Source organism: Burkholderia sp. Bp9143, from assembly GCF_003853645.1.
GTDB lineage: Bacteria > Pseudomonadota > Gammaproteobacteria > Burkholderiales > Burkholderiaceae > Burkholderia.
Window position 1 is genome coordinate 16548 of sequence record NZ_QTPO01000006.1, and the last position, 25558, is coordinate 42105.

A 25558-nucleotide genomic window follows, 5' to 3' on the forward strand; every position below is an offset into this window, starting at 1 on the left:
GTGGTTCTCCTAGGTGCACGCCTTCGTGGTGGGGTCCACCGCATGGCAGATGTGGATTTCGGTCATCAGGCCACCGAAGTTCTCGGCATCGTTCGACAGGTGATCGAGATTCGGCGTGTACAGGTAAAAGATCTGGCCCGGCGCGTACTTCGTCGTGTCGCTCGCGTCGAGGAGCAAGTCGAGGGACTCGCCGCCGCCCAGCGTGATCGAGTTCGTGTAGTAGGTCATGTCGTTGCCGGCCATGTCGCGGAGCAGGCGCGCGTTGATCGCGATCACGTGCATCGGGATGCCCAGCGATGCCAGCGTCTGGTACTCGCTCACGTCGAGATCCGAGATCCTGAGCAGCGCCTTGCCGCCCGCGGGAATATTGATCAGCGCCGGCAACGGTTGCGAGAAGTGCGTCGTGCCGTCCGCGACCGGCGTCTGCATCGAACCCGTGGTGCCGGGAGCCGCCGTGTTCACCGTGTCCGGATAGCTGCGCCCGTTCAGCAGGAAGTACTTGTCCTTCATGTCGGTGAACGGTTCCGGGTTGAACGTCATGCCGACGAAGTGGAAGTTCGGATCGAAGCCGTGTATCTGGAGCGGATACTCGACGTCGTAGGCGGTCGATCCGTCGCCGTCGTTGTATGCGTAGAGCGTGGGCGAGCCGCTCCTGTTCCTCGCATGCAGGATGCCGTTCGAAGTCGGCAGCGGCGTCGAGCACAGGATGTCGTTGCCGCACTTCGTGCGCAGGTCGTTCTGCTGCTGCAACAGCGCGTTGTACAGCGACGCGCCATAAGGCACGCGATTCTGGCGCGGCCGCACGAAGATCTGGCCGACCATGCCCATCTGCAGGTGTTCCGGCGGCGTGATGTGGCAGTGCCAGAAGTAGGTGCCCGCATCCGGCGCGAGGTAGTAGTAGGTGAAGCTGCCGCCGATGTTGATCGCGACCGACGCGTCCGGCACGCCGTCGTAGAACGACGACGCATTCGGATAGCCATGGAAGTGCACCGTGTGCTGCTCGAACAGATCCGGCCGCATGATCATCCCGACGTTGGTGAGCGTGAGGAAGAACTCGTCGTCTTCGTCGATGCCCATCGTCGGCGCCGGAATGTTGCCGTTCATCACGCCGACGTCCATGATCGGCCGCGGGTCGACATGGCCGTCCAGCTGGCCGGGCGGCGAGGATTCCGGATCGGGCACGAGGCCGACCGCGCCGTTGTAGGTCGGATCCGTGCGCGGATCGCCGACGGTGTTGAACGTCGCCGCGAACTCCGTGCCGGGCAGTCCTCGCAGGATGTCGGAAATCCCCGACAACGGGCCGAACGCGAACAGGTACGTCTGCGTCCCGTCGCCCATCGTCGCGTAGCCGTCGCCGCCGGAGATCTGCTGGCATTTGATTGCACCGTTCACGACGCCGGTCGGCGCGGAATTCTGTCCGGTGTTGGAAGGCCCGGTGTAGGCGGGCTCTCCGGCACCGGGCTGCAGCGCCGTCGGATGCAGCGTCGTGGTGGGCGGGCACTGGACGCGGAACGATTGGGCGAATGAAGGAATGGCGAACAACAGCATCAGCAGTGCTGCAACACTGCCGACATACGCGCGGGTACTGGACATATGACCTCCGTCCCTGGGGCCAGTCAGCGCGATTCGCGCTGGAAGTCATGCGCTGATGCGAACGCGGGCCGGCCGGATCATGACCGCTGCCCGTAGCTGAATTCTGGACAAGAGCGCTGTGCACCGGGATGGGTCACCTCCCTACTTTTGCGTAGGGGGGGCCCGGCGAGTGGGTGCGTCATGCTCAGTACGACGGCGCGCGCGAGCGGCAGCCGGCCGGGCTCGCGCGGCATCGAAGCGTCGGGAAATCGGGAAATCGGCGAGTCGCACGGATTCGTGCGTGTCGGGGCTGCCGGGCGATCGGTTCGCCGGCTGCGCGGCGAATCATCGGGTCGCAGGCGGATGGACGGCCGGTTGACGGCACATTCCGGAAATCATCCCGGGCGCCGAAATTCATTAGAATCGTGGGCCGGGCAAATGGGCGGCGCCTCAACCGCGGACCTGGCTGCCTCGAAACGGCGGTCTTTCGATCGCGGCAGACGGTGCCGTCCGCCGGACGGCGGGTAATCTGCTGCAACATAGTCTGCAGTAATTCCCGACCGACGATCCGATAACGTCGTGCAGGTGGCGGCCCCGAAAACAAATAATGTCTGCAGCCCCTCGAAAGGGAGAAGCTTCGGAGCACTTCCCGCAACCACAAAGTTTGCGGGAACGCGTGGCGCCATGGGCCGCCAGACCATAAATTTTTAGAGGGAGACGCTAGTCACGCTGCGGCGCACCATTGCCAAACGTAGGTTTTGAGTTTGCCGATCATCAACGTCCTTTCAAGCTGGACGCTGACTTCCATGATTGGGCGTTAACCGAAAGCCATTCCAGCACACGAGATTTCTGCGCAGCCGTCAGCCTCGTGTACGAAAACCCGCAGCGGGTGCGAAGTTGCGCCATGTTGACAACTCGCTCACCATGCAACTCCTCCAGCCAGTAGTCGATCAGTCGGTCGACAAAAACACTCCGTTCCTCCACCAGCGTGGAGATATGCTGCTTTACTACGGGCCCGTGGCGTCCTCGCAAGGGACCTTTCAGTCCAGCCCTTGCAACAGTGACCAGTGCCTTTATCGTAATTTGCTCAGGCGGGAGTCTATCCGCAAGAAGTTGGCGAGCGCGACTAAATCTCGCCAAGCTCTCCGTTAGGCGCGCATCGCTCAGGCGCTTCGAACTCCTATGTCGAGCATTGAAATGCTGGAGCCACTTCTTGTCATAGGTCCGCAATTTCCGGTACAACGTGGGCTCTGTTTCGCACGCAGCCTTCAGCCTTCGCTCTACCGGAGCTGATTCCACACAAGCACGCCATTTTTTTCTGAGGATGTCACGACTAGACTTAGAAAGCCGATCTGTTTTCGGAGAAGTTTCCCGCTTCCAGGCCCATGCAGTCCATCTAATTCCTATTTCTTTCCCAGCATCCGATACACTAATTCCCCTGTTAATAAGCTCCCTAAACGCAGCTTTATAGCGACTCCCAATCCGAACTGTCTTTCGGTCGACAACGTTCCCGTCGCGGTCGACTCTAATGCTTATAGACACGCCGCACGTGCAATCAGCCACGTAACGGCCGCTAGACTTTACAAATCTCGGACATCCAAAGCTATCGCCATCTCGGTGAAGCTTCCCTGAGCAAACAAAATAACCACACAAGTTTTTGAGATTCATCTCAAACCCGGGACGGTACGCACCGGCTTCTGATACAAGGTATGACAGCATGGACTGGACAGCTAGAGTCCTGAATATCTGAGTCGCCCCTGGGTTTCGAAAAGATAAATGCAGTAGCCGGAGTATGTGGAAATCGTCAAATCCAGTTGCCCAGCAAAACTGAGCACCGAAGTAACTATCACATGCTTCAATCACGGCATCCCGACGAACGTCACCTGCCTTTGATAGCAAGCCAGCCTCTTTCAACATCTCTCGGTATGGGAAATTTTTGATGTCAAAATCAGGCGACACAAGCACGTATGCGCTGCGCCTCGCAAGGTCAGCCATTGCCTGCAACTCAAGTGGTTTCGCTCCTTCGAAAGTAGTCTTGTCTTTGCAAGACGCGAGCGTTGCCAAGCTACCTGGACGATAAGTTCTTTTTTCTTCTGTGCCGGCTATCCAACGTAACAACCCACCATGCCTCGAGCAAACATATACGCCAGGCAATTGTTGGTCGATACGATAGTACGGTTCGATTCCTGCTTCGAGACAGTCGGCAACACATTCGTCACAATATCGCAACCCCTTTATCTTTTCCTTCTTCAATGAATAACAATTGTTTCCCCTCGATGAGGAAATTTCCAACATACTTTGCATCATTGCAGCCCTCTCATCCTCACTCGCCAACGCCGTCAAATAATTGTAGGCTGTATGTCGATTAACAATTTCCTCCCCGGACATGCCTACATATGCTGAAGTTTGCTCCGAAAAATTCCGAATCCCATTTGGAATCATTGTCTTCAACGATTTGATACGTGAACCAAAGAGAGTGGGTATGATCGTATCGATTCTTCTCAGACCCACTTCGTCCGCATACCGGCAAACGTTGCTATAAATCGTTTCGCACTCCAGGAACTTCTTCAAAGCCAGCGCCATGATATTCTCCTTCGATGACTTGAGAGATTTTCTTCAGAATTCAGTGCAGGCCATCACACCCCATTAAAGCTCTGCAATTTCGGTCGTTTCTGCGCAATTACTTGCACGGGGCCTAGGAAAATTCTCGGCGCGCCATTTAATCTTTCGGCGCAAGTAGTCGCCGCGAGACTCCGTATGAGCATTGAGAAAGCTGTTGCAGATCGGCAGCTTGGAAAGCTGATTTCTGGTACCTTGTGGAACACCGGATAGCATCAAAATGCTGATTTTGCTTACCCATCTTGGCGGTTCTGTCGCTCTGAGCGCCTCCCATGCTTTCCTTATTGAAATCACATACGCAGCATCACGAGCTGACCAGTTGATACGTCTCGAGCTGGTCGTGCACTGATTCAGGCAACTCTGCTGCACCCACTTTCGGTCATGTTGCAGAAGTCGTCGGTAAAGTGGTCGATGCCGCTTCCTGCACACCGCGGCTACAGAGCCTGGCGTGCCGGCGAGCGCAATCATCCATTCAGTCCGCCACGCTCGAATGTCGTCATATGAAGCGCAGTCTTCCCCGGCCGGAGTGTGCGACGTCGAACGCCTTGCGGTCATGATGCTGACACCCAGTCGCTCTGCGACTGTCCGATGAGATTCGCCCAGTTCGAGTAGCGCTCTGGCATGGCGCGCTTTGCCGAGCGCTGTAGGTCGGAAGCTCCGTTTGCCGTCGCCCGATCGGTAAAAGTTCCAGGCGCGCGCGGGAGTCGAGAGACGCTGAAGTTGGTCGCCGCGGGCAAAGCAAACTAATGCCGCAGGGCCCGCGGCTCGTTATCGACGTCCCTGCACATCACCGCTGTTCGACCGAGAAGTCAGCAACTACGCAGTGCCACGGCCCCGTCGGCCGTGGCGTACTGGAACATCGACCGCATGAAGGCATACTGCGCGTAGAAGGTATCGGTCGGGGAATCCTGAGGCAAATGGGTCTGTCCCGTTCCGTTAGCTGATTCACTACGGACGGTACGCGGGAGCTATCGGTACAATCACGTCCCGAAGCTCGTTGCCGACTTCGATAAGTGGGACAAGTGTACTCAGTCGTTCACGAACGATACCTCTGCATAGTGGTATAGCTCCAAATCACCACATGACGAGCAGTTGAACCTCACGATCCGCAGCGAACGCTAGATTTGCAGAGTTCCTAGTCCACAAATATTGCTGCGTCGCGGCATGTTTTATCCCGTTGCCGCAGACTTTGTTGCGTTCGAACGGCGGACCTTACGTTCCCGCAGACTTTGTTGTACGCCGATAGCGGGCAAAAAAAAGCGCCACGGAGACCGTGGCGCTAAAAAAGTTCTAGCCATTCCGAGGGCCGTGCTAGAACCTGAGAGACTGCGCGAAACACCGTTGCCGGTTAAACTCCTGAAACGATGTTTCGAAAACGTGAGACATTCTTTCTGTTTCCGCCCGACAAGTCAAGCGGTATTTGCACCGGTTTCTGTACTTTCCGGCAAGGCTCATCTGAGCACTTTCCTAATAAACCAAGGGTGAACCCGCAAAATCTCATCCGATGAACGATTCACCCATGGAACATGCATCTTTTGACAATCATCCTACAATACCAACAAAATTGAAATCGAGTTTCGGAAATAGAGAGAATCCCTCGTGTCGACACCTGTAACGCCTCCCGCGCCCCGAGATCGCGAATCGTCGCCGGACGAGATCACCGCGCTCGCGCGCGGCCTCGCCGTGCTGCGCCGCATCGCGGCCGCCGACGCCCCGGTCAGCAACCGCGAGCTGACCGAATTGACGGGCATCCCGAAGCCGACCGTGTCGCGCATCACGGCGACGCTCGTCAGCGCCGGCTTCCTGTTCCAGTTGCCCGACAGCGAGCGCTTCGTGCTGACCGCGTCGGTGCTGGAGCTGAGCCACGGCTTCCTGCGCAATTTCGACATCCGCGCGCGCTCGCGGCCGTTCATGATCGAACTCGCCGAGCGAACGTCGCTGTCCGTGCACCTCGCGGTGCGCGACCGGCTCGACATGGTGGCGATCGACGTGATCCGGCCGCGCTCGGCCGTGCTCGTCACGCGCCTCGAGATCGGCTCGCGGATGGACATCGCGCGCACCGCCGTCGGCCGCGCGTATCTCGCGGCACTGGAGGACGACGAGCGCCGTGCGCTGCTCGACGCGCTGCGCGCGACGGCCGGCGACGACTGGCCGCACATATCGGCGCGCCTGAACCCCAGCCTCGACGACGCGATGCGCGCAGGCCATGCCATCGCGATCGGCGAATGGCGCGAAGGGCTGAACGCGGTCGCGGCCGGTTTCGTCGGCCCGTCGGGCCAGCGCTATTCGGTGAACTGCGGCGGCGCATCCAGTCAGTGCCCGCCCGAATGGCTGCAGGAACACGTGGTGCCCGCGCTGCACGAATGCATCGCGAAAATCACCCGCGAGATCGGCGGCGCGCCGGCCCGGCGCAGCGCCGTGTAATCGATCCGTCATCGTCCCGTCGCGGTCTGTAACGACCGTAACCCGTTGAAAGATAGTCCACTGGACTGTAACGGGGACGGGACGTAGGATCATGCCCATCACCGCGCCGCATTCGCGGCGCGCGCCGCTCTTTTCCCGCGCGGACCGCACGGGCCCGGACCGAGCCGGCCCTCCCGGCACCGCATGCCCACGCGCCGCTCCACTTCCGTTGCCCGGCCGGCCGCGCCGTCTTCCTGACAAAACACGATGGACAACCAACACAAGCCCACGCCCCCTTCGAAGGATCCCGCCTCCCCTGCCGCGCGCCGCCCGCGCCGCACGCTGGTGATCGGGACGCTCGTGGTCATCGTCATCGGCGGCCTGCTGTGGTGGCACCCGTGGAACCGTACGCAGGCCGTTGCGGCGGCGGCGGGCAGCGCGGCCTCCGGCGCGAGCGCCGGCGGCGGCGCTCGCGGCCGCGGCGGCCCCGCCGCCATGGCGAACGTTCCGCAACCCGTATCGGTCGCGACCGCGACGCAGGGCGAGATGCCGATCGTGCTGTCCGCGCTCGGCACCGTGACGCCGCTCGCGAGCGTGACGGTCAAGACGCAGCTGTCGGGCTACCTGCAGTCGGTCGCGTTCCAGGAAGGCCAGATCGTCAAGAAGGGCGACCTGCTCGCGCAGATCGACCCGCGCCCGTACCAGGTCGCGCTCGAGAACGCCGAAGGCACGCACGCGCGCGACTCGGCGCTGCTCGCGACGGCCCGCATCGACCTGAAGCGCTACCAGACGCTGCTGTCGCAGGACTCGATCGCGTCGCAGACGGTCGACACGCAGGCGTCGCTCGTCAGGCAATACGAAGGAACGGTGAAGACCGACCAGGCGGCGATCGATTCCGCGAAGCTGAACCTCACGTACGCGCGCATCACGGCGCCGGTGTCGGGCCGCGTCGGCCTGCGCCAGGTCGACCCCGGCAACTACGTGACGGCGGGCGACACGAACGGGCTCGTCGTGATCACGCAGTTGCAGCCGATGAGCGTGATCTTCACGACGTCGGAAGACAACCTGCCGCAGATCGTCAAGCAGGTGAACGCGGGCCAGAAACTGTCGGTCACCGCGTACAACCGCAACAACACGGTGCCGCTCGAGACGGGTTCGCTCGAAACGCTCGACAACCAGATCGACACGAGCACCGGCACCGTCAAGCTGCGCGCGACCTTCGATAACAAGGAAGGCCTGCTGTTCCCGAATCAGTTCGTGAACACGCGGCTGCTCGTCGACGTGATGCGCAATGCGACGATCGTGCCGACGGCCGCCGTGCTGACGGGCTCGATCGGCCGGTTCGTGTACATCGTGAAGCCCGACAACACGGTGACGGTGCGCAAGGTCGCGATCGGCCCGGTCGACGGCGAGCGCACGAGCATCGTCAGCGGTGTCGCGATCGGCGAGCGTGTGGTCACCGACGGCTCCGACCGGCTGCGCGAAGGCGCGAAGATCTCGATCCCGGCCGACAAGCCGAAAGGCGCGTCGGGCGCGCACGGCGCCGGCGCGGCGTCCGGCGCGGCGTCCGGCGCATCGGTTGCATCGGGTGCATCGGGCGCGGCCGCCCACGGCGGCGGACACAAGCACGGCGCGTCGCAGGCAACGGCCCCCGCGGCCCAGTAACGCGCGGGCCGCTCGATGAATCCGTCCCGTCTCTTCATTCTCCGGCCGGTCGGCACCGCCCTCCTGATGGCGGCGATCATGCTGGCCGGTCTCGTCGCGCTGCGCTTCCTGCCGCTCGCCGCGCTGCCCGAAGTCGACTACCCGACGATCCAGGTCCAGACCTTCTATCCGGGCGCGAGCCCGGAGGTGATGACGTCGTCGGTCACCGCGCCGCTGGAGCGGCAGTTCGGCCAGATGCCGTCGCTGAACCAGATGTCGTCGCAAAGCTCGGCCGGCGCGTCGGTGATCACGCTGCAGTTCTCGCTCGACCTGCCGCTCGACATCGCCGAACAGGAAGTGCAGGCCGCGATCAACGCGGCCGGCAACCTGCTGCCGTCCGACCTCCCCGCTCCGCCGATCTACGCGAAGGTCAACCCGGCCGACGCGCCGGTGCTGACGCTCGCCATCACGTCGAAGACCTTGCCGCTCACGCAAGTGCAGGACCTGACCGACACGCGCCTCGCGATGAAGATCTCGCAGATCGCGGGCGTCGGCCTCGTCAGCCTGTCGGGCGGCAACCGGCCGGCCGTGCGGATCCAGGCGAACCCGACCGCGCTCGCGCAGTACGGGATGAACCTCGATGATTTGCGCACGACGATCTCGAACCTGAACGTGAACACGCCGAAGGGCAACTTCGACGGCCCGACGCGCGCGTACACGATCAACGCGAACGACCAGCTGACGAACGCCGATCAGTACAACGACGCGGTCGTCGCCTACAAGAGCGGCCGCCCGGTGATGCTGACCGACGTCGCGAAGGTCGTCGCCGGCTCGGAGAACACCAAGCTCGGCGCATGGGTGAATTCGGAGCCCGCGATCATCCTGAACGTGCAGCGCCAGCCGGGCGCGAACGTGATCGCGACCGTCGACGCGATCAAGGCGCAGCTGCCGAAGCTGCAGGAGACGCTGCCCGCCGCGCTCGACGTGCAGATCGTCACTGACCGCACGACGATGATCCGCGCCGCCGTGCGCGACGTGCAGTTCGAACTGCTGCTCGCGGTCGCGCTGGTCGTGCTGGTGATGTACCTGTTCCTCGCGAACATCTACGCGACCATCATCCCGAGCCTGTCGGTGCCGCTGTCGCTGATCGGCACGCTCGCGGTGATGTACATGGCCGGCTTCTCGCTGAACAACCTGTCGCTGATGGCGCTCACCATCGCGACCGGCTTCGTCGTCGACGACGCGATCGTGATGATCGAGAACATCGCGCGCTACGTCGAGGAAGGCGATTCCGGGCTCGAGGCGGCGCTGAAGGGCTCGAAGCAGATCGGCTTCACGATCATCTCGCTGACGGTGTCGCTGATCGCGGTGCTGATCCCGCTGCTGTTCATGGGCGACGTGGTCGGGCGCCTCTTCCACGAGTTCGCGATCACGCTCGCGGTGACGATCGTGATCTCGGCGATCGTGTCGCTCACGCTCGTGCCGATGATGTGCGCGAAGCTGCTGCGCCATTCGCCGCCGCCCGAAAGCCACCGCTTCGAGGCGCGCGTGCACCGCGCGATCGACTGGGTGATCGCGCGCTACGCGGTCGCGCTCGAATGGGTGCTGAACCGCCAGCGCTCGACGCTCGTCGTCGCGCTGCTGACGCTCGCGCTGACCGCCCTGCTCTACGTGTACGTGCCGAAGGGCTTCTTCCCCGCGCAGGATACCGGCGTGATCCAGGCGATCACGCAGGCGCCGCAGTCGATCTCGTACGGCGCGATGGCCGAACGCCAGCAGGCGCTCGCGGCCGAGATCCTGACGGACCCGAACGTCGTGAGCCTCACGTCGTTCATCGGAGTCGACGGCAGCAACATCACGCTGAACAGCGGCCGGATGCTGATCAACCTGAAGGCGCGCGACGAACGCACCGAGACCGCCGCGCAGATCATCCGCGACCTGCAGCAGCGCGTCGCGAACGTGACCGGCATCTCGTTGTTCATGCAGTCGGTGCAGGACCTGACGATCGACTCGACCGTCAGCCCGACGCAGTACCAATTCATGCTGACGAGCCCGAACCCGGACGAGTTCGCGACCTGGGTGCCGAAGCTCGTCACGCGGCTGCAGAAGGAGCCGTCGCTCGCCGACGTCGCGACCGACCTGCAGAGCAACGGCCAGTCGGTCTACATCCAGATCGACCGCGCGAGCGCCGCGCGCTTCGGCATCACGCCGGCGACCGTCGACAACGCGCTGTACGACGCGTTCGGCCAGCGCATCGTGTCGACCATCTTCACGCAGTCGAACCAGTACCGCGTGATCCTCGAGTCGGCGCCGAAGGAGCAGCATTACACCGAATCGCTGAACGACATCTACCTGCCGTCCGCGGGCGGCGGCCAGGTGCCGCTGTCGTCGATCGCGTCGTTCCACGAGCGGCCGTCTCCGCTGCTCGTCGCGCACCTGTCGCAGTTCCCGTCGACGACGATCTCGTTCAACCTCGCACCGGGCGCGTCGCTCGGCGAGGCCGTGAAGGCGATCGGCGCCGCCGAGCAGGACATCGGCCTGCCGAGCTCGTTCCAGACGCGCTTCCAGGGTGCGGCGCTCGCGTTCCAGGCGTCGCTGTCGAACCAGCTGTTCCTGATCCTCGCGGCGATCGTCACGATGTACATCGTGCTCGGCGTGCTGTACGAGAGCTACATCCACCCGATCACGATCCTGTCGACGCTGCCGTCGGCCGGCGTCGGCGCGCTGCTCGCGCTGATGATCACCGGGCACGACCTCGACATCATCGGGATCATCGGGATCGTGCTGCTGATCGGCATCGTGAAGAAGAACGCGATCATGATGATCGACTTCGCGCTCGAGGCCGAGCGGGTCGAGGGCAAGCCGCCGCGCGAGGCGATCTACCAGGCGTGCCTGCTGCGCTTCAGGCCGATCCTGATGACGACGCTTGCCGCGCTGCTCGGCGCGGTGCCGCTGATCGTCGGCGCGGGCGCGGGCTCCGAGCTGCGCCAGCCGCTCGGGATCGCGATCGCGGGCGGCCTGATCGTGTCGCAGGTGCTGACGCTGTTCACGACGCCGGTGATCTACCTCGGCTTCGACAGCCTCGCGCGCCGCGTGCGCGGCTGGTTCGAGCGGCACGGCCCCGGCGCCGATGCCGGCACGCACCCGGGTGCGTAACCGATGAACCTGTCGCGCCCCTTCATCACCCGCCCCGTCGCGACGACGCTGCTTGCGCTCGGCGTCGCGCTCGCGGGCCTGTTCGCGTTCATCAAGCTGCCGGTGTCGCCGCTGCCGCAGGTCGACTTCCCGACCATCTCGGTGCAGGCGTCGCTGCCCGGCGCGAGCCCCGAGACGGTCGCGACCAGCGTGACGAGCCCGCTCGAGCGGCACCTCGGCTCGATCGCCGACGTCAGCGAAATGACGTCGACCAGCACGGTCGGCAACGCGCGGATCATCCTGCAGTTCGGGCTGAACCGCGACATCGACGGTGCCGCGCGCGACGTGCAGGCCGCGATCAACGCGGCGCGCGCCGACCTGCCGGCGTCGCTGAAGAGCAACCCGACGTACCGCAAGGTCAACCCGGCCGACTCGCCGATCATGATCGTGTCGCTCACGTCGGAAACGTCGTCGCCCGCGAAGCTGTACGACGCCGCGTCGACGGTGCTGCAGCAGTCGCTGTCGCAGATCGACGGGATCGGCCAGGTATCCGTGAGCGGCTCCGCGAACCCGGCCGTGCGCGTCGAGCTCGAACCGCATGCGCTGTTCCACTACGGGATCGGCCTCGAGGACGTGCGGGCCGCGCTCGCGTCCGCGAACGCGAACAGCCCGAAGGGCGCGATCGAATTCGGCCCGAAGCACTACCAGCTCTATACGAACGACCAGGCCTCGCAGGCGTCGCAATACAGCGACCTGGTCGTCGCCTACCGCAACGGCGCGGCCGTGCGGCTGTCCGACCTGTCCGAGGTCGTGGATGGCGTCGAGGACCTGCGCAACCTCGGTTTGTCGAACGGCAAGCGCGCGGTGCTCGTGATCCTCTACCGCTCGCCCGGCGCGAACATCATCGAGACGATCGACCGCGTGCGCGCGGCGCTGCCGCAGCTCACCGCGTCGCTGCCGGCCGACATCACGGTCACGCCGGTGCTCGACCGTTCGACGACGATCCGCGCGTCGCTGAAGGACACCGAGCACACGCTGCTGATCGCGATCAGCCTGGTCGTGATGGTCGTGTTCCTGTTCCTGCGCAACTGGCGCGCAACGCTGATTCCGAGCGTCGCGGTGCCGATCTCGATCATCGGCACGTTCGGCGCGATGTACCTGCTCGGCTTCTCGATCGACAACCTGTCGCTGATGGCGCTGATCGTCGCGACCGGCTTCGTCGTCGACGATGCGATCGTCGTGCTCGAGAACATCACGCGCCACATCGAGAACGGCAAGCCAAGGTTGCAGGCCGCGTTCGACGGCGCGCGCGAGGTCGGCTTCACCGTGCTGTCGATGAGCCTCTCGCTCGTCGCGGTGTTCCTGCCGATCCTGCTGATGGGCGGGATCGTCGGGCGCCTGTTCCGCGAATTCGCGCTGACGCTGTCGCTCGCGATCGGCGTGTCGCTCGCGGTGTCGCTCACCGTCACGCCGATGATGTGCGCGCGGCTGCTGCGCGAATCGCACGACGTGCAGGAGGAAGGCCGCCTCGGCCGGTTCCTCGAGCGCTTCTTCACGCGGATGCAGCGCGGCTACGAGCGCTCGCTGTCGTGGGCGCTGCGCCGCCCGCTGCTGGTCCTGCTGATCCTGTTCGCGACGATCGGCCTGAACGTGTACCTGTACGTCGTCGTGCCGAAGGGCTTCTTCCCGCAGCAGGACACGGGGCTGATGATCGGCGGCATCCAGGCCGACCAGTCGACCTCGTTCCAGGCGATGAAGCTGAAGTTCTCCGAGATGATGCGGATCGTGCAGGCCAACCCGAACGTGAAGAGCGTCGCGGGCTTCACCGGCGGCACGCAGACCAACTCGGGCTTCATGTTCGTCACGCTGAAGGACCGCACCGAGCGCAAGCTGTCGGCCGACCAGGTGATCCAGCAGCTGCGCAAGCCGCTGGCCGACGTCGCGGGCGCGCGCACCTTCCTGCAGGCCGCGCAGGACATCCGCGTCGGCGGCCGGCAGAGCAACGCGCAGTACCAGTTCACGCTGCTCGGCGATTCGAGCGCCGAGCTGTACAAGTGGGGGCCGCTGCTGACCGAGGCGCTGCAGAAGCGCGCCGAGCTGACCGACGTGAACTCCGACCAGCAGCAAGGCGGCCTCGAGGCGATGGTGACGATCGACCGCGCGACCGCCGCGCGGCTCGGCATCAAGCCCGCGCAGATCGACAACACGCTGTACGACGCGTTCGGCCAGCGCCAGGTCTCGACGATCTACAACCCGCTGAACCAGTACCACGTCGTGATGGAAGTCGCGCCGAAATACTGGCAGAGCCCGGAGATGCTGAATCAGGTGTGGATCAGCAAGTCGGGCGGCAGCGCGAACGGCTCGCAGACGACCAACGCGGCGGCCGGCACCTACGTCGCGACCTCGGCAGGCACATCGAGCGCCGGCACGGCCGCCACCAGCGCCGCGGCGATCGCGTCCGATTCCGCGCGCAACCAGGCGCTGAACTCGATCGCGTCGAGCGGCAAGTCGAGCGCGTCGTCGGGCGCGGCGGTGTCGACGTCGAAATCGACGATGATCCCGCTGTCCGCGATCGCGACCTTCGGCCCGAGCACGACGCCGCTGTCGGTCAACCACCAGGGGCTGTTCGTCGCGACGACGATCTCGTTCAACCTGCCGCCGGGCGTGTCGCTGTCGCAGGCGACCCAGGTGATCTACCAGACGATGGCGCAGATCGGCGTGCCGCCGACGATCGTCGGCAGCTTCCAGGGCACCGCACAGGCATTCCAGCAATCGCTGAGCAACCAGCCGATCCTGATCCTCGCGGCGCTGCTGGCCGTCTACATCGTGCTCGGAATCCTGTACGAGAGCTACATCCACCCGATCACGATCCTGTCGACGCTGCCATCGGCCGGTGTCGGCGCCCTGCTCGCGCTGCTGCTGTTCAAGACCGAGTTCAGCATCATCGCGCTGATCGGCGTGATCCTGCTGATCGGTATCGTGAAGAAGAACGCGATCATGATGATCGACTTCGCGATCGACCAGACGCGCAGCGGCCGCAAGTCGTCGTTCGACGCGATCCACGAAGCGTGCCTGCTGCGCTTCCGGCCGATCATGATGACCACGATGGCGGCGCTCCTCGGCGCGCTGCCGCTCGCGTTCGGCCACGGCGACGGCGCCGAGCTGCGCGCGCCGCTCGGGATCGCGATCGCCGGCGGCCTGGTCATGTCGCAGGTGCTGACGCTCTATACGACGCCGGTCGTCTATCTGTACATGGACCGGTTCCGCGTGTGGGGCGAGAAGCGCCGCAACCGCCGCGGCGATTCGGGCGGACCGGCGGTGGCCGGCGAGTAAGCGGATAACGGGGCAAGCGGCCGCATCGGGCGGCCGCTTGACATGCTTGCATGCCGGCGGCGATCGGCTATCGTGTGTCCATGCCCACCCTCGCGCCCCTTTCCGGGGACCCGCCATGAACGTCCAGCTCAACCATACGATCGTCTGGTGCCGCGACAAGCACGCGTCGAGCCGCTTCCTCACCGAGCTTCTGGAACTGCCGGCGCCGACGCCATTCGGCGCGATGCTGGTCGTCCAGCTCGACAACGGCGTGTCGCTCGATTTCTACGAAAAGCAGGGAGAGATCACGGCCCAGCACTACGCATTCCTGACCGACGAGGCCGGCTTCGATCGCGTGTTCGCGCGCATTCGCGAGCGCGGACTGCCGCACTGGGCCGATCCGGCGAAGCGGCACCCCGGGGACATCTACCGCCACAACGGCGGGCGCGGCGTGTATTTCGACGATCCGGACGGTCACTTCCTCGAAGTGATGACGCGGCCGTACGTGCTGAACGGATAGCGGATCGCGCCGGCCGGCGTTGCACCGGCCGACGCGGCGTCACGGGCAGCGTCCTCGGTCGGACGCCGCCCCGCCTTCACGCCGTTATTCGGCGGCGGCGGCCGTCTTGCGCGGACGACGCGCGCGAGTCGCCGTCTTGCGGGCCGGCTTCTTCGGCTTGGCGCCCGTTGCCGCTTCAACGGCAACTTCAACAGCCGCTTCACCGCTCGATTCGGCAGCCGGTGCAGCTTCGTGCGACGGCTGCGCGGCAGCCGGTGCAGCTTCGTGCGACGGCTGCGCGGCAGCCGCCGCGGCACCGTACTCGCCGACCGTCGGCGCCGCGTGCTGCGCCGCGACATGCCGGTCCTCACCGTGCTCCGCGTCGCGATGCGTCGCTTCCGCATGCTTGCCTTCGGCGTGCTTGCCGTCCGCGTGCTTGTCGCCACCGTGCTTCGCACCGCCGTGCGCGGCCTCGTCCGGCTTCGCCGCCGCGTGACGGCCGGCACCCTTCGCCTCGCCGCCCTTCTTCGCGCCCGTCTTCTTCGCCGCGCTCTTGCGCGCGCGCTTGCGGCCATCCTTTGCGTCACCGTGCGTCCCGGCCGCATCGGCCGCTTCCGCTGTGACTGCCGGCACGATCGCTGCTTCGTTCATGACGTCGACGACGGCCTCGTCGACGTCGACCTGCTCGCTTTCCTGCACGGCCGCTTCCGCCCGCTGCCCGCGACGCCGCGGCTCGCGCTCGGCCGTTGCAGCTTCCGCATGGCGCCCGCCGTGCCCCTGCTGCGCGCCACCGGCATCACGTGCCGCCACCACCGGCTCCGCCGCCGCAGACTGGCGCGGCCGCGACACGAACGCGCCCGACTTGTCGTCGCGCCCCACCTCGAGCAGGCCGCGTGCCTGCGCTTCGTCGAGCAGGTTGCCGAACGCGCGGAAGCCGTAATACGACTCGTTGAAGTCCGGCTTGCGGCGCTTGATCGCGCTCTTGAGCACCGACGCCCAGATCTTGCCGACGTCGTCACGCTCCGACGCCAGCGCATCGAACGTCTCGACCGCGAGCGCGATCGCCTCGCTGCGACGCACTTCCAGTTCCGGCTTGCGCGACGGCTCGTCGGCGCGCTTCGCACCGCCGTTGCCCGTGCGCTGCTGTTCGCGCTTCGCCAGCGCGCGCTGCTGCTCGCGCACCAGGTCGTCGTAGAAAATGAATTCGTCGCAGTTCGCGACCAGCAGGTCCGACGTCGACTTCTTCACGCCGACCCCGATCACCTTCTTTGCGTTCTCGCGCAGCTTCGACACGAGCGGCGAGAAATCCGAGTCGCCGCTGATGATCACGAACGTATCGACGTGCGACTTCGTGTAGCAGAGATCGAGCGCGTCCACGACGAGCCGGATGTCGGCCGAATTCTTGCCCGACTGGCGCACGTGCGGAATCTCGATCAGCTCGAAGCTCGCCTCGTGCATCGACGCCTTGAAGCCCTTGTAGCGCTCCCAGTCGCAATACGCCTTCTTCACGACGATGCTGCCCTTCAGCAGCAGCCGCTCCAGCACGGGCTTGATGTCGAATTTCTCGTACTTCGCGTCGCGCACGCCGAGCGCGACGTTCTCGAAGTCGCAGAACACGGCCATGCTGACGTTGTCCAGGGGTAATGCCATGTGTACTCCAACCGGTTGGTCGCCGCGTTGTATTGCGTGGCGGCGAAAAATGCATCGCGCACATGATAGCCGGTCGGCGGGTCGATTCCGTGTTCCATGCGCGCGACCGCGCGGATGACGGGCGCCACGCCAGCCATTTCGGTGCGGTACAGCCCCAATTACCCGCGCGCCGCCGCCCCAATTCGACATACACTTGAGTATCGGTCGTCCGTCCCTATCTGGAAGGATGACGCATCGAGCAAGGAGCGGTTTCATGACGACGAAGGTATTGCTGATTGGCGCGACCGGCCGCACGGGCAGGGCCTGCGCGGATCTGCTGCTCGAGCAGCCGGAATTCGAGGTGACTGCGCTGGTGCGCCGGCACGGCTATGCGCTGCCGGGCGCGAAGGTCGTCGAGGCCGATCTGACGGGCGATTTCTCGCACGCGTTCCAGGGCATCACGCACGTGATCTACGCGGCGGGCTCGGCGGAATCGGAGGGCGCCGCCGAAGAGGAGCAGATCGACCGCGACGCGGTCGCGCGCGCGGCCGAACATGCGCTCGCGTACAACGTGCAGAAGCTGGTCGTGATCAGTTCGCTGACCGCGTACTGGCCGGAGCGCAGCGGCGACGCGCTGCGCCACTACTCGCAGATGAAGCGCGAAGGCGACGAGCGCGTGATCGCATCGGGCATCGACTACGTGATCCTGCGCCCCGGCCCGCTCGCGGACGGCCCGGGCGTCGGCAAGATCGCGCTGACCGAGGAGCCGCTCGCCGCGGCGCCGCCGGTGTCGCGCCAGGATGTCGCGTGGGCCGCGATCGAGGCGATCAAGCTCGGCATTTCGCGCAAGGTCATCGGCTTCGTCGGCGGCAGCGTGCCGATCGAACAGGCATTGCGCGCGTAACCGTAACGCACGCGCCGCCGCGGGGCGGCGCGTTTCATCGTGCCCGCGGCCCGCGATGCGGGCCGCTTTACTGCGCGCTTACTGCTTCGGATGCGCGTCGGCCCACGCCTTCACCGCACCGAGCGTGTTCTCGACATGCTTGTCGGGCGACAGGCTCGTATATTCGTACAACACCTTCCCTTCCGGCGAGATCACGTAGGACACGCGGTTCGCGCGATCGAGCGCGGGCAGCTTCGCGTCGTATTCGCGGATGATCTTCGCGTCCGGATCGGCCGCGACCGGGAACTTGCTGCGGCACTCGCTCACCGAGAACTTCGTGAGCGTGTCGATGTTGTCGGCGGATACGCCGATCACCGTCGCGCCGTAAGCCTTGTAATGATCGACCGCGTCCGCGAACGCGTGCGCCTCGATGGTGCAACCCTTCGTGAACGCGGCCGGGTAGAAGTACAGCACGACCGGCCCGTGCTTCAGCGCATCGGCCAGCGAGTACGTGTAAGTCTTGCCGCCCAGCGACGCCTGCGTCGTAAAGCCGGGCGCCGTGTCGCCCGGCTTCAGTTCCGCCTGTGCGACCCGCGCATGACCGGCCACCAGCAGCGCCGCCGCGGCGCCCACCAACAGTTTTCGCTTCATCTGCGTCCTCATTTCTTATAAAGTCAGCCTCGATGTAGGCCACACCGGCGTTCGCCTGTCGAACACCGATGTGCACGACCCGGTCCAGCGGCAGCGCCAGCCGCGGCCGGCCGGTTAAAGATTCCGCGCAGCCTGCCGTTATTCCTTCCGGACAACCGGTTCCAGCCCTTCACGTCAGCGAGAAACATGGAAGCCAACAGGAAACAGACGCCACGCAAGGGCTCCTGGCGCAATGCCTTGCATACGCTGCGCCGCTTCGCCTGGTCGGGCGGCGCGCTGATGCCTGCGCGCGCCGGCGCGCCGCGCCGCGACGACACCGTGCGCAACTGGCTGGAACAGACGGTCGGCACGGTGGATTTCCTCGCCCATGTCGACCGCGAGCTGCGCTTTCTGTATGTATCCGACGCGAGCCTGCGCTTCATCGGTTATCACCGCGACTACCTGCACACGCTGACGCTGCGCGACCTGATCGCGGAACAGGATACCGCGACGCTCGAAGGCCTGCTTGCGCGCGCCGCGCGCTCCGGCCAGGTCGAGAAGGCGACGATGTGCATCGTCAAGTCGCTCACCTACCCGCTCGACGTCGAGATTCGCGCGTTCAAGAGCCGCCACCACGGCGTCGACGGCTTCGCGATCGCGGCGTTCGACGTGTCGGCCTGGCGTGCGCTCGAGGCCCGCCTGACGTACGAGATGCACCACGACCCGATGACGGGGCTCGACAACCTGTCCGCGCTCGTGCCGGCGCTGATGCGCGCGCAGCAGGCCGCCGACGAGAGCGGCACCTGCGCGGCGCTGCTGCTGCTCGACCTCGACGACTACCAGCGCATCAACCGCGCGCTCGGCTACGACGCCGGCGATACGCTGCTGCGCGACACCGCGCGGCGGCTGCAGGCGCTCGTCGCGCCCGGCGAGCAGCTCGCGCGCGTCGCGAGCGACAAGTTCGCGATCGTGTTCACCGCCCCGGACCGCACGCGCGCGAGCGAAGCCGCGGACGCGCTCGCGCGCCGGCTGCAGGCCGCGGTGCGCGAACCTTACGGGTACCAGGGGCAGACCGTCCACCTGTCCGCGAGCATCGGCATCGCGCTATACCCGGACGAACGGGCCGCGCCCCATCGCGCGCAGCACCACAGCCCGCTGCTGCGCCGCGCCGACCACGCACTCGCGCAGGCGAAGGCATCGGGCGGCAACGCGCTCGCGTTTCACGCGCCGGTCGACGATCCGGCTGACGCCGAGCGGCTCAAGCTCGAAGCCGACCTGTACGACGGCGTGCGCAACGGCGAGTTCTCGCTCCACTTCCAGCCGATCACGCGCAGCCAGTCGGGGGCGGTGGACGGCGTCGAGGCGCTCATCCGCTGGCGTCATCCGGTGCACGGCCTCGTACCGCCGGCGACCTTCATCCCGCTCGCCGAATCGATCGGCCTGATCAACTATCTCGGCAACTGGGTGCTCAAGGCCGCATGCATGCAGCTCGTCGCCTGGGATCGCCAGGGGCTCGCGCTGCAGTATGTGGCGGTCAACGTGTCGCCGCAGCAGTTCCGCGACCCGCGCTTCACGCAGAGCGTGCGCGAGGCGATCGCGCTGACGGGCATCGACCCGCGCCGCATCGTGCTGGAAATCACCGAAAGCCTGCTGATGCACGACCCCATACAGGCGAAGGGGCTGCTCGAGGAACTGACCGAGCTCGGCATCCGCTTCGCGATCGACGATTTCGGTACCGGCTATTCGAGCCTCGCCTACTTGCAGCGCTTCCCGCTCGCGAAGCTGAAGATCGACCGCAGCTTCGTCGAGAACCTGCTGACGTCGCGCAACGACCGCGCGATCGTGTCGGCGGTGGTCGGCCTCGCGCAGACGCTCGATCTCGAGCTCGTCGCGGAAGGCGTCGAGACCGAGGCGCAGCGCGAACTGCTGACCGAGATGGGCTGCAACCACATCCAGGGCTGGCTCGTGTGTCAGGCGCTGCCGTCCGAGGAACTCGCACGACGCTTCGAGGCGCAGCAACTGCGCCTGCACGCCGCCTGACGCGCGCGGCGAACCGGATAGATCCGTATGTCAATCACCGCACACCTGCCCCGCACGGCGCTGCTCGACAAGCTGTGGGCCCGGATGAACGAACGGGGCGACTTCCCGCTGCTGTCGGAATCGCTGCGCGCGACGATGGCCGCCATGAAGAACGACGACCTCGACTTCACCGCGCTCGTGCGCGTCGTGCTGTCGGATTTCGCGCTCACGCAGAAAGTCCTGCGGCTTGCCAATTCCGCGATGTACATGGCGTTCGGCGGCAACATCACGACCGTCACGCGAGCACTGATGGTGCTCGGCATGGACACAGTCGGCCATCTCGTCGTCGGGCTGAAGCTCGTCGACCATTTCCACCAAAGCACGCCGCGCCGTATCGACGCGAAACTCGAGCTGAACCGCGCGCTGCTGTCCGGCTGCGTCGCCCGCAAGCTCACCGAGCATGCGGAGCTGCGCGGCGGCGAGGAAGCCGTCGTCTGCACGCTGATGCGCCAGGTCGGCAAACTGCTGGTGGTCTGCTATCTCGACAGCGAATGGGACCGGATCCGTCGTCGCGCCGCCGAGCTGGACGGCGACGATGCGGCCGCGTGCATCGACGTGCTCGGCGTCGGCTTCGACGAGATCGGTCTCGAGGCCGCCGCGAGCTGGCGGCTGCCCGACGTGATCCGCGCCGGGATGGCCGACGGCGACGGCCGCACCGCGCACGCCGCCAGCCTCGACGAGGACGACGCCGACGACGACCGCCAGCAGCCCCGTGACGCCTGCGCCGACGACGACCGCGTGCGCTGGCTGCGCGCGGTGAGCCGCTGCTCGACCGATGTCGCCGGTGCGCTCGCGATGCCCGCGGGCCCGCAGCGCGACGCGCACATCGCGGTGCTCTCGCAGCACTATGGGCAGGAGCTGGAAATCGACGCCGACGCGCTGGTGGAAATCGCCGACCGGCTCGCACGCGAGGAAGCGAGCGACACCGTGATGCGCGAGATCGTCGAGCTGCGCGCGAACGCCGACGCGATCGCGCGGGCGCAGCCCGATCCCGAGGCCTGCCTCGAGGCCGGCCTCGCCGACCTGCGCGCGCTGCCGTCCGAACACGTGCTGACGCCGGTGCTCGCACTCGCGTCGGAAAGCCTGCTCGCGGGCCTCGCGTTCACGCGCACCGTGATGTTCGTGCGCCGGGCAGACGGTGCGTTCGCCGCGCGTCTCGGCTTCGGCCCGGACGTCGATGCGGCGCTCGACCGGCTGTGCTTCGACGAGCGCTTCGAGCCGGACGTGTTCCATCTCGCGATCACGAACTCGGTCGGCATCTTCATCGAGCAGGCGCAGGACCCGAAGATGGTGAAGCGCCTGCCCGCGTGGTACCTCGATGCGTTTCCCGACACGCGCGCGTTCGTGCTGCTGCCGGTGCGCGTCGGCACGACGACCGTCGGCCTGCTGTACGGCGACTGGGCCGGCGCGCAGCCCGCGCGCAAGATCACGCAGCAGGAGATGAGCGTGCTCAACGAGCTCGCGCGCGAACTGGGGCGGTTCTTCCCCGCGTGACGCAAGCCGCACGCAACCCGCGGCCGCCCCGCCGGCCTGCGTGCGCGTTGCGGCGCCCCAAATGCAAACCGGCCGCGAAAGCGGCCGGCTGCATCGTACGACGGATCGAAACGCTTACTTGAGCGTGACCGGCACGCTGAAGTACTTCTTCGCGAGGTTGTCGATCGTGCCGTCGGCCTTCAGTTCCTTCAGTGCCTGATCGAGCGCGGTCTTCAGCGCCGCGTCGTTCTTGCGCAGGCCGAAGCCGACGCCCGAGCCGAGGATCTCTGCATCGCTGACCGTGCCGCCGGCGAAGCCGAAGCCCTGGCCTTGTGGCTTCGACAGGAAGCCCTTCGAGCCCGCTTCCGAATCCTGGAACGTCGCGTCGAGACGGCCCGACTTCAGGTCGGCGTACGCCAGGTCCTGCGTCTGGTACGGCACGACTTCGACGCCGGCCGGCGCCCACTTCTTCTTCGCATACGCTTCCTGGATCGTGCCCTGCAGCACGCCGACGCGCTTGCCCTTCAGCGCTTGCGGGGTCGGCTGGAGGCCGCCGCCCTGCTTCGCGATCAGCTGGTTCGGGATCGTGTAGATCGGATCGGTGAACGCGATCGCGTGCTTGCGCTGATCGGTGATCGTCATGTCCGAGTTGATCGCGTCGAACTTGCGCGCCTGCAGCGCGGGGATCAGGCCGTCGAAGTCGTTCTCGACCCACACGCACTTCGTCTTCAGCTTCGCGCACACCGCGTTGCCGATGTCGATGTCGAAGCCGGTCAGCTTGCCGTCGGGCGTCTTGTATTCGAACGGCGCGTACGAGGCCTCGACGCCGAACCGGATCTCCTTCAGATCCGCCGCCATCGCGCTGCCTGCCGCCACGGCCGAGGCCGCCACTACCGCGTGCGCGGCCACTTTACGCCAATCCAACTTCATCAGGTGTTCTCCTCGATACTCGAATGTTCCGGAACTACGGGCGCATGCATCATTGCAGGGTCGGATGACAACGACAATCCCGATGCCGCGCCTTGATGCGGCGCAACAGCCGCAAGGCCGCGATTGTACCAATCCGGGCGGCCCGATACGGTAAAGCGGCCGCCTGCACGCGATGCTGCGCTGCGTGCGCGATGACGGCCAGGTGCGCCGTCGAACTTGCAAGACGATGTCGCAAATACGCAAGCGCGACGCGCGGGCCGTCTGCCCGGCATGCGGGCGTCGACGCATAGGGAGATGCCGCGGGAACGGTGCGCGCGCCGCGGGTCGCCGCGGCCGCGCGCAACCGGTCATCGTTCAGACGAGTGCGGCAAGCGTGTCGCGTGTCGTGTCGATGACGAGCAGGCCCGCGCGCAAACCCGGCTTCACGGTCGGATTCGGAAACACGATGCGCTCCTCGTCGTGATTCACCGTGTAGCGGTAGTCGCCGTCCTGCGCGAGCACGGTGCCGCGCGCGAACGCGGTGAAGTTCGCGACGTCGGCCGCGACGAACAGCTCGAGCGCGTCGCTCCGCTTCGTGATCTGGTCGATCACGGTGAACACGCGCGGCAACGACGGATGGCCGCCCCGCGCGTCGACGTCACGCGTTGCGCCCGAGACCAGCTTGCGCACCGCACGGTCCACCGGCGCGAAGCGCGACAGGTCGTTCTGGCCGAACGGCCGCACCTTGCCGAGTTCGAGCGTGCACGCGAGCGTGCCGCACTGCTCGGCCGTGTAATGCGAATACGTGTTGCCTTTCGCGGTATGCAGCAGCACGGCCGCGATGCGCGCGTCGCCGAGCCATTCGATCATCCTGCGGGTTGGCGGCGTGCCCGTGTGCGGCAGCAGCGCGAACTGCTCGAACACCGATGCGCGGATCGCCGTGTGCATGTCGACGTGCCAGCGCGCACCGCCCGCCGGCGCGGCCGCGAAGAACGCGGCGGCCGCCGCTTCGAGCTGCGCCGCGCGCGGCGCTTCGCGGCTCGTCGGCACTTGCGCATGACGGCCGCTGAACAGGCGGTTCAGGTCGTCGTCGAGATAGCGTTCGCCCGCACGCATCGCCGGCACGTTGCCGAGCACGACGAGCAATCGGCACGCGAGCGGCAGCGTACCCGCGGCAAGATCGCGCACGAGCATTGACAGCAGCTCGATCGGCGCGGTCTCGTCGCCATGCACGCCGGCCGACACGAGCACGCTCGCGCGCCCTGCATCGTCACCCGCCGGCTCGAGTTCGAGCAGCCCGTCGCCGAGCCATTGCCAGCGCACCGCGCCGTCCGCGCACGCGCCGTCCTTCACGGCCGGCGTGTCACCCGCGAGCGTGAACGCGAGGAAGTCGTCGAGCAGTGCGGCGGCCGACATGCGGGACTCAGCGCTGGAAGTCATACAGCGACCCGACGCGCAGGATCTGCGTGAGCTCGTCGAGCGCCGTGCGCGATTCGTCGAGCAGCGTCGGATCGGCGAGGTCTTCCGGTGCGAGACGGTCGCGGTAGTGCTTTTCGATCCACGCGTCGAGCGATGCGAACAGCGTGTCGTTGATCCACACGTTCGACGTGACGGCCGCACGTTCGGCGTCGTTCAGCACGACGCGCAGGCGCAGGCACGCGGGGCCGCCGCCGTTCTTCATGCTTTCGCGCAGGTCGAACACGAGCACGTCGCTGATCGGGCCATTGCCGGCCGCGAGCTGGTCGAGATAAGCGGCGACGTTCGCGTTCTCGCGGCACTCCTGCGGCACGACGAGCACCTGCGAGCCGTCCGCGCGCGACAGCAGCTGGCTGTTGAACAGGTACGACGTCACCGCATCGTTCACGCTGACGGCCGCATCGGGCACCTCGATCACGTTCAGCCGCGCGCCGCGCGCGTCGAGCGTGGCCGTCAGCGTGTCGTAGATCGCCTGCTTGTTGACGAACGCGCGCTCGTGCGTGAACAGCGTGTCGCGGTTGCCGACCGAAATCACGTCGTTGTGGAACACGCCCGCATCGATCACGTCCGGATCCTGCTGCGCATAGACCGTCGCCGTTTCGGCGAGACCGTGGCGATGCGCGACCGCGCGGCTCGCCTCGAAGGTCTGGCGCGCCGGGAAGCGCTTCGGCTCCGGGCCGCGGCGGTATTCCGCGCGGCCGTACACGAAGAACTCGACGCCCGGCTTGCCGTATTCCGCGCAAAAGCGCGTATGGTTCGCCGCGCCTTCGTCGCCGAGTGCCGGCGTGCCCGTCAGCGCCTCATGCACCGCGAAATGCGCGGGATCGGCGAACAGCGTCGACAGCGTACGGCGCGTCGCTTCGTGCTCGATCGCGCGATGCAGCTTGCTGCACAGGTTGGCCGGCGTGAAGTGCACGCGGCCGTCGCTCGTGTCGGCCGACGGGCTGACGGTCGCCGCGTTCGCGGTCCACATCGCCGACGCCGAGCTCGCCGCGGCGAGCAGTTCCGGCGCCTGCTTCGCGGCCTTCGCGATCACGTCCGCGTCCTTGCCGGAGAAGCCGAGCTCGCGCAACAGGCGCAGCGACGGGCGCTCCTGCGGCGGCAGCACGCCTTGCGCGAAGCCGAGATCCGCGAGTTGCTTCATCTTGCGCAGCCCCTGCTTCGCGGCGGCCTTCGGGTTCGCGGCCGACTTCTCGTTGTTGAGCGACGCCACGTTGCCGAACGACAGCCCGGCATAGTTGTGGGTCGGACCGACGAGTCCGTCGAAATTGGCTTCTTGTGCGTTCATCGTCGTT

The 25558-nt window shown here is 65.8% G+C and carries 15 protein-coding genes and 1 pseudogene; 8 read left to right on the forward strand and 8 right to left on the reverse strand.

Annotated features, from left to right (window positions below):
* Nucleotides 1-9: 9 nt before the first annotated feature.
* The 3 genes and pseudogenes from DIE23_RS05775 to DIE23_RS40810 form a co-directional block, all read right to left on the reverse strand.
* Nucleotides 10-1593, reverse strand: coding sequence for a multicopper oxidase family protein (locus tag DIE23_RS05775; protein WP_124611237.1), 1584 nt, complete (start codon nucleotides 1591-1593; stop codon nucleotides 10-12).
* A gap of 753 nt (nucleotides 1594-2346) precedes the next feature.
* Complete coding sequence (locus DIE23_RS05780; RefSeq protein WP_124611238.1) at nucleotides 2347-4155, reverse strand: TnsD family Tn7-like transposition protein; 1809 nt, start codon at nucleotides 4153-4155, stop codon at nucleotides 2347-2349.
* A gap of 63 nt (nucleotides 4156-4218) precedes the next feature.
* Nucleotides 4219-4806 (reverse strand): annotated as a pseudogene (locus tag DIE23_RS40810) (TnsD family Tn7-like transposition protein); the annotation flags it as partial.
* 984 nt (nucleotides 4807-5790) lie between these two features.
* Here DIE23_RS40810 and DIE23_RS05790 point away from each other — a divergent pair.
* The 5 genes from DIE23_RS05790 (at nucleotide 5791) to DIE23_RS05810 (ending at nucleotide 15205) form a co-directional block, all read left to right on the forward strand.
* Nucleotides 5791-6615, forward strand: coding sequence for an IclR family transcriptional regulator (locus DIE23_RS05790; protein WP_124611239.1), 825 nt, complete (start codon nucleotides 5791-5793; stop codon nucleotides 6613-6615).
* Between the two features lie 246 nt (nucleotides 6616-6861).
* A complete protein-coding gene (locus tag DIE23_RS05795) occupies nucleotides 6862-8259 on the forward strand; it encodes an MdtA/MuxA family multidrug efflux RND transporter periplasmic adaptor subunit (protein ID WP_124611240.1) in 1398 nt (465 codons plus the stop codon).
* 15 nt (nucleotides 8260-8274) lie between these two features.
* Nucleotides 8275-11394 (forward strand): MdtB/MuxB family multidrug efflux RND transporter permease subunit, encoded by a 3120-nt coding sequence (locus DIE23_RS05800; protein WP_124611241.1) that lies wholly within the window; start codon nucleotides 8275-8277, stop codon nucleotides 11392-11394.
* A gap of 3 nt (nucleotides 11395-11397) precedes the next feature.
* Nucleotides 11398-14706, forward strand: coding sequence for an efflux RND transporter permease subunit (locus DIE23_RS05805; protein WP_124611242.1), 3309 nt, complete (start codon nucleotides 11398-11400; stop codon nucleotides 14704-14706).
* 115 nt (nucleotides 14707-14821) lie between these two features.
* Nucleotides 14822-15205, forward strand: coding sequence for a VOC family protein (locus DIE23_RS05810; RefSeq protein WP_409364221.1), 384 nt, complete (start codon nucleotides 14822-14824; stop codon nucleotides 15203-15205).
* Nucleotides 15206-15289: 84 nt separating this feature from the next.
* On the opposite strand, the gene DIE23_RS05815 is transcribed toward DIE23_RS05810, so the two are convergent.
* Nucleotides 15290-16834, reverse strand: coding sequence for an NYN domain-containing protein (locus DIE23_RS05815; protein ID WP_124611243.1), 1545 nt, complete (start codon nucleotides 16832-16834; stop codon nucleotides 15290-15292).
* 253 nt (nucleotides 16835-17087) lie between these two features.
* Here DIE23_RS05815 and DIE23_RS05820 point away from each other — a divergent pair, with 253 nt between their 5' ends.
* Nucleotides 17088-17717 carry an SDR family oxidoreductase gene (locus DIE23_RS05820; RefSeq protein ID WP_124611244.1) on the forward strand — a complete coding sequence of 210 codons (630 nt, stop codon included), beginning with the start codon at nucleotides 17088-17090 and terminating at the stop codon, nucleotides 17715-17717.
* A gap of 78 nt (nucleotides 17718-17795) precedes the next feature.
* Here the strand turns inward: DIE23_RS05820 and DIE23_RS05825 are convergent, their stop codons facing one another.
* A complete protein-coding gene (locus DIE23_RS05825) occupies nucleotides 17796-18347 on the reverse strand; it encodes a peroxiredoxin (RefSeq protein ID WP_124611245.1) in 552 nt (183 codons plus the stop codon).
* Nucleotides 18348-18626: 279 nt separating this feature from the next.
* Between DIE23_RS05825 and cdpA the strand changes: the two genes are divergently transcribed.
* Both cdpA and DIE23_RS05835 read left to right on the forward strand, forming a co-directional pair.
* Complete coding sequence (cdpA, locus tag DIE23_RS05830; RefSeq protein ID WP_221623341.1) at nucleotides 18627-20366, forward strand: cyclic di-GMP phosphodiesterase CdpA; 1740 nt, start codon at nucleotides 18627-18629, stop codon at nucleotides 20364-20366.
* Between the two features lie 27 nt (nucleotides 20367-20393).
* Nucleotides 20394-21899, forward strand: coding sequence for an HDOD domain-containing protein (locus DIE23_RS05835; RefSeq protein WP_124611247.1), 1506 nt, complete (start codon nucleotides 20394-20396; stop codon nucleotides 21897-21899).
* 114 nt (nucleotides 21900-22013) lie between these two features.
* Here the strand turns inward: DIE23_RS05835 and DIE23_RS05840 are convergent, their stop codons facing one another.
* From DIE23_RS05840 to astB, 3 genes are all read right to left on the reverse strand, one after another.
* A complete protein-coding gene (locus DIE23_RS05840) occupies nucleotides 22014-22808 on the reverse strand; it encodes an ABC transporter substrate-binding protein (protein WP_124611248.1) in 795 nt (264 codons plus the stop codon).
* A 354-nt stretch (nucleotides 22809-23162) separates the two neighbouring features.
* Nucleotides 23163-24203 (reverse strand): succinylglutamate desuccinylase, encoded by a 1041-nt coding sequence (gene astE / locus DIE23_RS05850; RefSeq protein WP_185646391.1) that lies wholly within the window; start codon nucleotides 24201-24203, stop codon nucleotides 23163-23165.
* A gap of 7 nt (nucleotides 24204-24210) precedes the next feature.
* On the reverse strand, nucleotides 24211-25551 hold the full coding sequence (gene astB / locus DIE23_RS05855; RefSeq protein WP_124611250.1) for an N-succinylarginine dihydrolase: 1341 nt from the start codon (nucleotides 25549-25551) through the stop codon (nucleotides 24211-24213).
* Nucleotides 25552-25558 lie beyond the last annotated feature (7 nt).

Bases quoted from the DNA above. Each gene is read 5' to 3' on its own strand.
- DIE23_RS05815 (WP_124611243.1), bottom strand. From the start codon at position 16,834: ATGGCATTACCCCTGGACAACGTCAGCATGGCCGTGTTCTGCGACTTC.
- DIE23_RS05800 (WP_124611241.1), top strand. From the start codon at position 8,275: ATGAATCCGTCCCGTCTCTTCATTCTCCGGCCGGTCGGCACCGCCCTC.
- DIE23_RS05825 (WP_124611245.1), bottom strand. From the start codon at position 18,347: ATGAAGCGAAAACTGTTGGTGGGCGCCGCGGCGGCGCTGCTGGTGGCC.
- DIE23_RS05780 (WP_124611238.1), bottom strand. From the start codon at position 4,155: ATGGCGCTGGCTTTGAAGAAGTTCCTGGAGTGCGAAACGATTTATAGC.
- DIE23_RS05835 (WP_124611247.1), top strand. From the start codon at position 20,394: ATGTCAATCACCGCACACCTGCCCCGCACGGCGCTGCTCGACAAGCTG.
- DIE23_RS05775 (WP_124611237.1), bottom strand. From the start codon at position 1,593: ATGTCCAGTACCCGCGCGTATGTCGGCAGTGTTGCAGCACTGCTGATG.
- DIE23_RS05805 (WP_124611242.1), top strand. From the start codon at position 11,398: ATGAACCTGTCGCGCCCCTTCATCACCCGCCCCGTCGCGACGACGCTG.
- cdpA (WP_221623341.1), top strand. From the start codon at position 18,627: ATGCCTGCGCGCGCCGGCGCGCCGCGCCGCGACGACACCGTGCGCAAC.
- DIE23_RS05840 (WP_124611248.1), bottom strand. From the start codon at position 22,808: ATGAAGTTGGATTGGCGTAAAGTGGCCGCGCACGCGGTAGTGGCGGCC.
- astB (WP_124611250.1), bottom strand. From the start codon at position 25,551: ATGAACGCACAAGAAGCCAATTTCGACGGACTCGTCGGTCCGACCCAC.
- DIE23_RS05795 (WP_124611240.1), top strand. From the start codon at position 6,862: ATGGACAACCAACACAAGCCCACGCCCCCTTCGAAGGATCCCGCCTCC.
- DIE23_RS05820 (WP_124611244.1), top strand. From the start codon at position 17,088: ATGACGACGAAGGTATTGCTGATTGGCGCGACCGGCCGCACGGGCAGG.
- astE (WP_185646391.1), bottom strand. From the start codon at position 24,203: ATGTCGGCCGCCGCACTGCTCGACGACTTCCTCGCGTTCACGCTCGCG.
- DIE23_RS05810 (WP_409364221.1), top strand. From the start codon at position 14,822: ATGAACGTCCAGCTCAACCATACGATCGTCTGGTGCCGCGACAAGCAC.